This is a genomic window from Paludibacterium yongneupense DSM 18731, from assembly GCF_000422925.1.
In the GTDB taxonomy this organism is placed as follows: domain Bacteria; phylum Pseudomonadota; class Gammaproteobacteria; order Burkholderiales; family Chromobacteriaceae; genus Paludibacterium; species Paludibacterium yongneupense.
The window spans coordinates 1-9094 of record NZ_AUGZ01000050.1 but is presented as its reverse complement, the minus strand read 5'-3'; the positions used below and the strand labels follow the sequence as shown (position 1 = coordinate 9094).

Annotated in this window: 9 protein-coding genes and 1 pseudogene; 5 read left to right on the top strand and 5 right to left on the bottom strand. The window is 59.3% G+C overall.

Features of this window, described 5'->3' with window-relative positions; genetic code table 11:
* Positions 1-294, top strand: a pseudogene (locus G520_RS24575) (integrase core domain-containing protein); the annotation flags it as partial.
* 967 nt (positions 295-1261) lie between these two features.
* On the opposite strand, the gene G520_RS22895 reads toward G520_RS24575, so the two are convergent.
* A complete protein-coding gene (locus tag G520_RS22895; RefSeq protein WP_084637651.1) occupies positions 1262-2269 on the bottom strand; it encodes an ATP-binding protein in 1008 nt (335 codons plus the stop codon).
* Here G520_RS22895 and G520_RS25030 point away from each other — a divergent pair.
* The 3 genes from G520_RS25030 to G520_RS0114295 all read left to right on the top strand — a co-directional run bounded on the left by G520_RS25030 (position 2258) and on the right by G520_RS0114295 (position 4072).
* The gene (locus tag G520_RS25030) at positions 2258-2536 is read left to right on the top strand and encodes a DEAD/DEAH box helicase family protein (protein WP_156876965.1); all 279 of its coding nucleotides are present in this window, start codon (positions 2258-2260) and stop codon (positions 2534-2536) included. The genes G520_RS22895 and G520_RS25030 overlap by 12 nt on opposite strands.
* A 347-nt stretch (positions 2537-2883) precedes the next feature.
* On the top strand, positions 2884-3372 hold the full coding sequence (locus G520_RS22890; protein WP_036666362.1) for an OsmC family protein: 489 nt from the start codon (positions 2884-2886) through the stop codon (positions 3370-3372).
* A 67-nt stretch (positions 3373-3439) separates the two neighbouring features.
* The gene (locus G520_RS0114295) at positions 3440-4072 is read left to right on the top strand and encodes a GntR family transcriptional regulator (RefSeq protein WP_028536255.1); all 633 of its coding nucleotides are present in this window, start codon (positions 3440-3442) and stop codon (positions 4070-4072) included.
* A 200-nt stretch (positions 4073-4272) separates the two neighbouring features.
* On the opposite strand, the gene G520_RS0114290 is transcribed toward G520_RS0114295, so the two are convergent.
* From G520_RS0114290 to G520_RS0114280, 3 genes are read right to left on the bottom strand one after another with little or no spacing between them, the layout of a single operon-like run.
* Complete coding sequence (locus G520_RS0114290; RefSeq protein ID WP_028536254.1) at positions 4273-4815, bottom strand: lipocalin family protein; 543 nt, start codon at positions 4813-4815, stop codon at positions 4273-4275.
* An 11-nt stretch (positions 4816-4826) separates the two neighbouring features.
* The gene (locus G520_RS25710) at positions 4827-4961 is read right to left on the bottom strand and encodes a hypothetical protein (RefSeq protein ID WP_281424558.1); all 135 of its coding nucleotides are present in this window, start codon (positions 4959-4961) and stop codon (positions 4827-4829) included.
* A gap of 27 nt (positions 4962-4988) precedes the next feature.
* The gene (locus tag G520_RS0114280; RefSeq protein ID WP_028536253.1) at positions 4989-6410 is read right to left on the bottom strand and encodes an MFS transporter; all 1422 of its coding nucleotides are present in this window, start codon (positions 6408-6410) and stop codon (positions 4989-4991) included.
* Between the two features lie 94 nt (positions 6411-6504).
* Between G520_RS0114280 and G520_RS0114275 the strand changes: the two genes are divergently transcribed.
* Positions 6505-8295, top strand: a complete 1791-nt coding sequence (locus tag G520_RS0114275) for a polysaccharide lyase family protein (RefSeq protein ID WP_051229414.1) — start codon at positions 6505-6507, stop codon at positions 8293-8295.
* A gap of 77 nt (positions 8296-8372) precedes the next feature.
* Here G520_RS0114275 and metK read toward each other — a convergent pair.
* Positions 8373-9094, bottom strand: a 722-nt coding sequence (gene metK / locus G520_RS0114270) for a methionine adenosyltransferase (RefSeq protein ID WP_028536251.1), incomplete at its 5' end; no start/stop codon positions are given.

Here is a 9094-nt window from a genome sequence, read left to right as displayed (position 1 = left end):
CGTAAAGGCTTCACCTCACTGGACGAAGCCCGGCAATGGGTAAAGCGTTTCATCGACTGGTATTGCCACGCCCATCGTCACAGCGGCATCCAATTCGTGACCCCGGCTCAGCGGCACCAAGGGCTGGATAAAACCTTGCTGGCGAAGCGCCATCTGGTCTATCAAGCGGCTCGCACCGCACGGCCAGAACGCTGGCAAGGAGAGACACGGAATTGGGCCTGGAACGATGCGGTTCAGCTCAATCCGGATCGACCGATTACGCAGGAGAAAACCGATAATTTATTGGCTGCATAAATCGTAAAATTATCTCAACACCTTTGACAATCGCCGGTGAATTCATGCCGGAGGTCCCAGCCGATGATCATTCTTGTCTGGACAAAGGCGATGACAGACAACATGTTTGCGATCAAGGGGGCACGCATGAGCAGATCGCTCCGCTCCCTACCCAGCAAAAGGCAGCTCAAAGAAAAGGCGCACGCTGGTCGATTGAGGAGGATAGCCAGCTAGAAGCTTTGTGGGTCTCATCCCAATCAGTGACGACAGAACATCTGGCCGCTCAGTTTGGCAGAACGCGTACAGCGATCATCTCTCGCCTCGTTAAGATTGGGCTATTTCAAGATCTCGAACAAGTGATATCTGCCGACATCCAGCGTCAAGGAGGCATAGAGGTTCCGCCATCCAGGAGCGAAACTGGCGGACACGTTGAGTCATCCCCACACGAGGAGACATCTGCCGCAGCAAGTGAGGAATGCCCCAATAAAGGAAGCCGCTGGACAACTGATGATGACCGGCTGTTAAGTGACTATTGGCATGCTGCCGGTGGTTTCACTTGTGGAGAGATCGGGGATCTCCTTGGTAGAAGTAGCGGTGCGATCGCCGCAAGACTCGTGCGGATTGGGGTGTTTCCTGACAGGCAAGCAGTTCGCGAGGCCAATCGGATGCGGGGAGTGAGGTAGTTAGAGCCCTTCAGAATTCGAAGGGCCATACTCACTTAATGTATTGTTTTTGCAGGATATACGACTTTATTTTCACGAACAGCGCAAAATTTGTAGGTTTTTCTCAGCAACTCCGCGCGTCTAACGCTATGCTCATGTGCACAAAAATGAGAAAACCCTTTGAAATCAAAGCCCGCATTTCTCACGAACTGCGCTGCCCTACAGTAGGGTTGCGCAGTTCGTGAAAAATTTCAGCACAAGCTTGAAAAAGCGAGTGCTAGATCAAAAAACCCGGGATTTTGCCGGGTTTTTTTGTTATCCCTGCATCACAGTGCAACGCCCTGCTCAACAAGCCACGCACGACCGGTATCGGTTGCAATATAGGCTTGCTGGGGATGGTTGATCACCTCAGGGTAAGTATATTGCAGCAAACCCAACTGATCACGTAGCACATAGAGGTGTCTCTTTAGAGGAGTGACCTGTCGGCCAAGCCGGGCTCCCAATTGTTCTGAACCATGAGCCTGGATAGCACAGAGCCACACGATCACCATCCAGAGCTTTTCTTTTCGGGCTTTCGATGTCAGCGCCTCAATTGCCTGAACGAGCGTTGTTGGTAACTCGCCACTATTTGCGCCGAGGTCGCCACTATTTGCGCTGAGGTCGCCACTATTTGTATCGCTGAACAATGGTAAGTCAGGCATGGGGCGTAACTGATAGTACGTCGCCGCACCAGATCCGCCTTGAACCAGCAACTGCCGCTGGTGATGGAGTTTGCGCAGCACCTGACTCGCCGCCAATGTATCCAGGCCTGTCACCGCCCGCAAGCCGGCGTTATCCACCGCGCCGGTTTCACGGGCCAGAATCAACGCCTTGGCCTCATCGTCGCTCAAGCCAAGGGAGCTGAACTGTCGCAACCATTGCAGTTGCTCGGCATCCAGCAGTTGATGCAGCAGATAGATCGCGATGAACTGATTTTCCTGGCTGCTGCTGACAAACACCGGAGCACTAAGGCCCGCATTTTGTAGCAGGCGCTGCATGGTGCGAATGCCCGAGCCTTTGGTCTCGGCAAAGCTCAGGTCATAAAGCACGGACGCGATGATCGGGTTGCGTAGCTTTGACCCCATCTCCCCCAGCATCGACGAGGGTTTCAACGAATACCCCGCATTGCGGATTTCTAGTCGGTTGCTATAACGCACGACCAAAATCGGCTGGTTGACCTGATAGTCCCGATGCATGACCGCGTTCACAATCACTTCGCGGATCACTTTACGAGGCATCAAGGGCTGAGCGCTGCGTTGGGTGTCCCCCTCTTGCAGACGGAAATGCTGTGGCATGTCATCCAGGACGGCGGCTTCCAGCTTGGGAAGCTGTTAGAAGTCCATCTTACCGGCGCCTTGCGTCTAGACAAGGAACTGGCTCTCAGTGAAATGTTGCGCCACAACATCGGTGTCCTGCATGAGCCAACCGCTTTCGGCAAAACGGTTACGGCCGCAGCAGTCATCGCCAGGCGGCAAGTTAACATGCTGATCCGGGTCAACCGCACCGACCTGCTTAGCCAATGGAATGAGCATTTGCAAACGCTTCCTATGCGTGGGCAATGATGCCGTTTGAACGATTGGCGGCGGGCGGACCAAACCGACAGGCAAGATCGATATCCCCGTCATACCGTCCCTGTCGCGACAGGGCAAAGTTAACGATCCGGTGGAGAACTACGGCCATGTCATCATCGGCGAGTGCCATCGCCTCTCGGCAAATTCTTTTGCATCCTTGCTGAAAAGCGTGCGGGCACGATATGCGGGGCAGCTCCATCGCGGCCATGCGAACTCCATGCCGCCTGCATCTGCGCGAGCGCAAGCCCTTGCCTTGCCCTGGGGTGATTGACGAATGCATGCCCTACACTTAGGATACTTGTATCCAATCTGTCGCGTACCACTCCTGGGGGTTCAAAATGACGAATGAAACGCATGAATTCATGGCAACCATCTGCTGGACTGGCAACAGAGGTCAGGGAACCCGGAGCTACCGTGGCTATGATCGCACCTGGGACATTGCGACGGCCTCCAAGCCAATCGTGCATTGTTCGAACGACCCGGCGCTTGGAGGCGATCCGACTAAACACAACCCGGAGGATCTCTTGCTGGCATCTCTTTCTTCATGCCACATGCTGTGGTATCTGCATCTCGCAAGCAAGGCGGGCATTGTCGTTCATGCTTATAGCGACACGCCTGTCGGCATTGGCGAGACATTGCAGAATGGTGCGGGAAGATTTCTGCAAGCAACGCTGAGGCCTAGAATTGCGGTGTCAAAAGGTTCAGATATACAGCGTGCCAATGAGCTGCACGATGACGTTCATAACTACTGCTTTATTGCGCGCTCGGTTAATTTTCCCATTACCTGCGAGGCCTCTTTCGAAGAAGTCGAGAGTGATGGACAGTAAATTTTCCGACCATTTGTCATGCCAGTGCGACATATAAAACACTAACAGGCCACCAACCATTCAAGCCATGACCACCACAGCATCTGATATTGCCGATCGCATCCGCGACGATTTAAATGAGGGCATATGGGCTCCAGGAGACGCATTGAGACAGGAGGAGCTCGCTGAACGGTATGGAGCCAGTCGGATGCCCGTCAGAGAAGCCTTGCTGATACTTGATGGAGAAGGGCTGGTCAGCATGCTTCCAAACAGAGGGGCAATGGTTGTCCAACTGAACGAGCACGATGTGGTCGAAATATTCGACCTCAGACGTCTGATCGAAACTTACCTTCTGACGCACGCGATTCCACGTCATGATGCAAAAAGCCTGGCACGGACAGAGGCGATCCAGCTTGAACTTGAAGCGGAAGACAACCGTTCTGGCTGGCTTGAGGGTGACAGGCAATTCCATGCCAGACTGTACGAACCCGCTGCAAAGCCCCGGGCACTGGCGATGGCGTCCACCCTACGTGCACAAGTGGAACGCTATGGCTTGCAGAGGCTCTCCCCGGATACGCGCAGAACGGAGTGGGCGAATGAGCACCGCGAGTTGATTGCGACAGCTCGCAGCAAGGATGTCGCGGCATGCCGCAAAGTGCTCATGGCCCATCTGGATCAAACCCAAGAGGCTGTGCTAAACCGTATACGCACTGCAATCTGACAACTGGATTCTGTGGTCTGCCGCCCAGAGCCATGACTGCTGATAGCTGCCTGTTTCGATCGGGATGGCCGCCGGCAGTGCTTCCCTGCGGCGTCTTGCGGCGACGCCATGCTTTTGCTTGAGCGCGGCTGGGCGGCGGTCCAGCTGCTCGGTAGCAGCCGGCGTGTCGAGGCGTGCGCGCACGGTTGGATGTCCCTTGCTCACCGATCGTCGCGCGTATGCTCCACCCAGATCAGTTTGCCGGTTTCGAAGCCCGACTCTCTGGCCTGCGTCAGCAGCCGCGTTTTCACATCGGCGGGCAGGTTTTTATCGCGTGCCAGTATCCATAGATAACTGCGGTCGTTGCCGGCCACCATCGCCCATCGATAGGACGGGTCGAGGGCGATCACGTGATAGCCGCCATAGAAGGGGCCAAAAAAGGACACTTTCAGCGAGGCGGTTTCCGGGTCGCCATTGAACAGGGCGCGCCCTTCGGCTTGCTTCCATTTCGATGCGGCGGCGTCGTAGCCGCGATTGATGACAGTGACGCTGCCGTCGGCCTGGAGGGTGTAGGTCGCGCTCACATCGCTCATGCCGGTTTCGAAGCGGTGATCGAGGCGGGCAATTTCAAACCATTGGCCACTGTAGCGTTGCAGATTGAAGCCGGTAACCGGCTCGATGCCGGCCGGCGGCAGGGTGGAGCAAGCCGCCAGCAGCAGGCTGCTCGCCAGCACGAGCGCATTGCGCAGGCTGAATGGGCGCATCGTGTTTCCTTTCAGTAGAGGCGGTTTGAACCGCGGTCTTCATCGCGCACCGGGGGCAGGCGGTGCAGCAGGAGCAGCGGGGCGCCGATCAGCGGCAGCTTGCGCAGGAGCTCTTCGGCAGAGTCCCCGTAATCGCGGTGATGCATGCCGACGACAAGCGCGTTGCTCTCGCTTCAGGTGCGCGCGCCGCCCTGGGGCCGGTGACCGCTGACATCGGCCCCGGCCGCCGGCGCCAATCGCGCAAAGCTGATCAGGCCGACAGCGGCCAGGACGGCGAGCAAGCCGAAGGCGAGGTGAAAATCAGCGGTGAGCGGGTTTCGATCATGCCGATCGAGGATCATCGCCAGGTGCAGCGCGACGGCTCCCGCAGCGACGCCCATGCCGGTACTCATCTGCTGGATGAGGCTTCCAAAGGAAGAGGCCCCGTTCATCTTGTCATGCGGAATATCAGCATAGGACAAAGTGCTGATTGCCGTAAATTGCATTGAACGGCAGGCCCCGCCAAAGCAGAGTGCCGCCGCAAGAGCCCAGCCGGGGGTCGATGGCAGCAGCAGGGCGCAGATCCCCAGGGAAACCGCGGTCGCCAGGCCGTTGGCAAGCAAGGTCGTGCGAAAGCCAAAGCGTCGTAAAATCGGCGTGGTCAGAATTTTCATGCCGAGATTGCCGATAAAGATCCAGAGGGTCAGCATTCCGGAAACGAGGGCACTCATCCCGAAACCAAGCTGAAGCATGAGAGGAATCAAAAAGGGGACGGCGCTGATCGCCATGCGAAACAGCGAGCCCCCCCAGATCGTGGCGGCGAAGGTCGGGATGCGCATCGGCCACAAATCGATGATAGGCGCCGGCTGCCGACGCAGATACGGTATCGAGATCCCGCCCAGTGTCAAACCGGCAAGCAGGACGAGAAGCGAAAACGGCCAGGCCCCGGTGTCGCTGCCGGCCCGGTCCAGCCCATACATGACGCAGGCGAGCGCGGTGCCGGTCAGGACAAACCCCTTCGTATCGAACGCACGCTGCCGCCGGGACTGCAGATTCGGCATCCACTTCAGCGCGGCGAGCATGCCCAGCACTCCGAATGGAACATTCAAGATAAAGATCCAGCGCCAGGAGCCATAGCTGCAGATCAGGCCGCCGAGCGGCGGCCCGAGAATCGGAGCCGCCAAGGCAGGCCAGGTCAGCAGAGCCATCGCCGTGATCAGATCTTTTTTCTCGGTGGTTCGCAACACAACGTAGCGCCCCACGGGAACCATCATCGCCCCACCCATGCCCTGCAAGACTCTGGCGGCGGCAAATTCGCCGGTGCCGTTGCAGAGCCCGCATAGCACCGACGCCAGGGTAAAGACAAGCATGGCGGCGGTGAATACGGTCCGGGTGCCAAACCGATCCGCAATCCAGCTGCTGACCGGGATAAAAACAGCCAGGGTGAGCAGATACGCGGTCAGGCCTATGCTCAAGGCCACCGGGAGAGTATGGAATGATGTAGCCATCAACGGTAACGCCGTCGTGATGACGGTGCTATCGATATACTCCATGAAGAACGCACCGGCGACAATCAGGGCAATAATGGAGGGAGGTTGAACGATGGCGTTTTTCATTAGTGCCGCAATTGAACGGGTAGTTGTCCACTTTCTACCGGGCTGCGTCAGGAGTCAAACGGCTTGCGTCCCGGACAGGCAACGGCCGGTCGGCATGGGTGCCGCCTCCTGGATGGGGGGCGCTGCAGCGCTCCTTCTGCTGGTCATGGTGGCGGCATCCGGCGAGCAGGCGGCAGCGGCGGATCGCGTCAGCGTGCAAGTACAAGGCCTGCAAGCCCGTATCGGAAATGGCCTGGTCAGCGCACTGCTCGACAAGGGGGTCATCCGGCAGTTGTCCCTCGGTACGGTCAACGTTCTGGACGACAGCAAGCGCGCAGCGGCGGCGCCAGGCAAGCCCGCTAGCGGCTATCTCGACTACACGGCGGCAAGTAACCGGCGCTTCGCACCGACCTCGCTGCAGGTACTCGAACAAACCCCATCGCTGGTGCACCTTGCCTATATGGACCGCCCCGATGCCGGCGACGGGGTGACGCTCGAGGAGCATTTCATCGTCCGCCAGGGTGTCAGCGGCCTCTACAGTTACGTGGTGGCCTCCAATCGCACGGCGGCGCCGCTGCGCCTGTCGGAACTACGGTCGGTATACCGTTTCGACGCTTTGCGATTCGACCATGTCAGTAACGGTCTGCAGGCCATCAAGCCCCGTCTCTACGCTCAATTGGCACAGCTGCCGCGCGTGCAGGATGAAACGTGGCAACTCCCCGCAGGCGATGCCTATGGCGGCTTCTATAGCAAATACGATCTGGCCGGTTACCAGCGCCAGACTCCGGCCTGGGGGGTATACGGACAGCTGGCGCCGGAGCAATGGCTGGGCGCCTGGATCATTCCGGGTTCGGGGGAGTATTTCGCCGGCGACCGACTCAAGCAGGATCTGCTCGTGCATCAGGATGCGCTGGCGCTGGTCTACCTCACCAGTACGCACCTCGGCAGCGTGGAGATGGTGGCGCCACCGGGCTGGAGCAAACTTTACGGCCCGTGGCTGCTCTATCTGAATCAGGCGCAGGATCCGCGAAGCCTGTATGCCGCGGCCGTCGAGCAAAGCCGGCAGGCTGCGGGCCACTGGCCTTACACCTGGGTGCACGACATCCGCTATTTCACCCGGCGAAGTGTTCTCAAGGGGCGGTTCATGGCGGCCCATGCTCGCCAGAACAGCCATAGCGAAATGCCGCCGCTGGATATCACTCTCGGCAGCTCGCTCGGCGAGACGCCATCGCTGCAGAACCTCGGCTATGCCTACACGACGACCAGCCGGGCGGACGGGTCATTTCAGCTGCAAGTGCCGGCTGGACGCTATCGTCTGACGGTGTACGCCCGCGGCGGAGACCAGCCCGGACTTCTTGCCGACCAGGTGGTGACCGTGGCCGGCGACACGGTCCTGCCGCCGCAGCCGCTCGCGCTGCAGCCGCCGCCCGTGTGGGCGATCGGCCAGACGGATCGGCAGAGCACCGGCTTCGCACTGGCGGACCGGCCACGCCGTTACGACTTGCCGCTGCAGGTCCCTGCCGACATCGTCTTCACAGTAGGACAGTCACGCCAGCAGGACTGGTATTACGCCCAGACCCGCCCCGGTACGTGGACGATACGCTTCCGCGACCAGCCCGATGGACACGACCGCGTATTGACCCTGGCCTTCGCCGGGGCCAGCGCGGCGCTCGCTCCGCCGCACAGCGCTCCCAGCATGCAGATAACGATGAACGGCACCCCGCTCGCACGCCTCCGGCTCGACAACGACAAATCGATGTATCGCAGCGCCAATCAAAGCGGACGCTACAGCGTGCAGCGCATACACATCCCGGCGCAGCAGGTAAACCCGGGGGCAAATACGATAGCGCTGCAGCTGCTCGGCGGGCAATTCATGTACGACGCCGTGCTGTACTCTACCGACTAGACCGCGCTTGTACAGCGTCTACCCTGAATCGCAGAAAAGCTCGGCGATGACGCGGTCGGTCAGGGGGCCGTTTGTTTTCATCGTCCGGCGTCAGCCCGCAAGGCGTCGACCTTGTCGGTACGTTCCCAGCCGAACTCGGGTTCTTCGCGGCCAAAGTGGCCGTAGGCCGCCGTTTTGCCGTAGATCGGACGTTGCAGATCCAGCATCCGGATGATGCCCTTGGGACGCAGATCGAAGTGGCGCTTCACCAACTCGATGATTTCCGCGTTCGGGATGGCGTTGGTTCCGAAGGTGTCCAGCGCGATCGAGGTCGGCTGCGATACGCCGATCGCGTAGGAAATCTGGATCTGGCACTGACGGGCCAAACCGGCAGCGACGATGTTCTTGGCGACATAACGGCCGGCGTAGGCCGCGGAGCGATCGACCTTGGACGGATCCTTGCCTGAGAACGCGCCACCGCCGTGCGGCGCGGCGCCGCCATAGGTGTCGACGATGATCTTGCGCCCGGTCAGACCGCAGTCGCCCATCGGGCCGCCGATGACGAAGCGCCCGGTCGGGTTGATCAGGAAGCGGGTCTCGGCCGTCAGCATATCCGGCGGCAGCACCGGCTTCACGATGTCCTCGATCACGGCCTCGGTCAGCGTCTTGTGATCGATGTCCGGGCTGTGCTGAGTCGAGAGCACCACGGTGTCGATACGCTTGGGCAGACCGGTGTTCGAATCGTAGACGCAGGTGATCTGGCTTTTCGCGTCCGGACGCAGCCACGACAGACGGCCATCCTTGCGCAATTCGGCCTGGC

What these genes read in the sequence shown, in the direction of transcription:
- G520_RS25030 (WP_156876965.1), top strand. Translation starts at nt 2,258, where the DNA reads ATGCTGTGGCATGTCATCCAGGACGGCGGCTTCCAGCTTGGGAAGCTG.
- G520_RS22895 (WP_084637651.1), bottom strand. Translation starts at nt 2,269, where the DNA reads ATGCCACAGCATTTCCGTCTGCAAGAGGGGGACACCCAACGCAGCGCT.
- G520_RS0114290 (WP_028536254.1), bottom strand. Translation starts at nt 4,815, where the DNA reads ATGCGCCCATTCAGCCTGCGCAATGCGCTCGTGCTGGCGAGCAGCCTG.
- G520_RS25710 (WP_281424558.1), bottom strand. Translation starts at nt 4,961, where the DNA reads ATGCATCACCGCGATTACGGGGACTCTGCCGAAGAGCTCCTGCGCAAG.
- G520_RS0114295 (WP_028536255.1), top strand. Translation starts at nt 3,440, where the DNA reads ATGACCACCACAGCATCTGATATTGCCGATCGCATCCGCGACGATTTA.
- G520_RS0114275 (WP_051229414.1), top strand. Translation starts at nt 6,505, where the DNA reads ATGGGTGCCGCCTCCTGGATGGGGGGCGCTGCAGCGCTCCTTCTGCTG.
- G520_RS22890 (WP_036666362.1), top strand. Translation starts at nt 2,884, where the DNA reads ATGACGAATGAAACGCATGAATTCATGGCAACCATCTGCTGGACTGGC.
- G520_RS0114280 (WP_028536253.1), bottom strand. Translation starts at nt 6,410, where the DNA reads ATGAAAAACGCCATCGTTCAACCTCCCTCCATTATTGCCCTGATTGTC.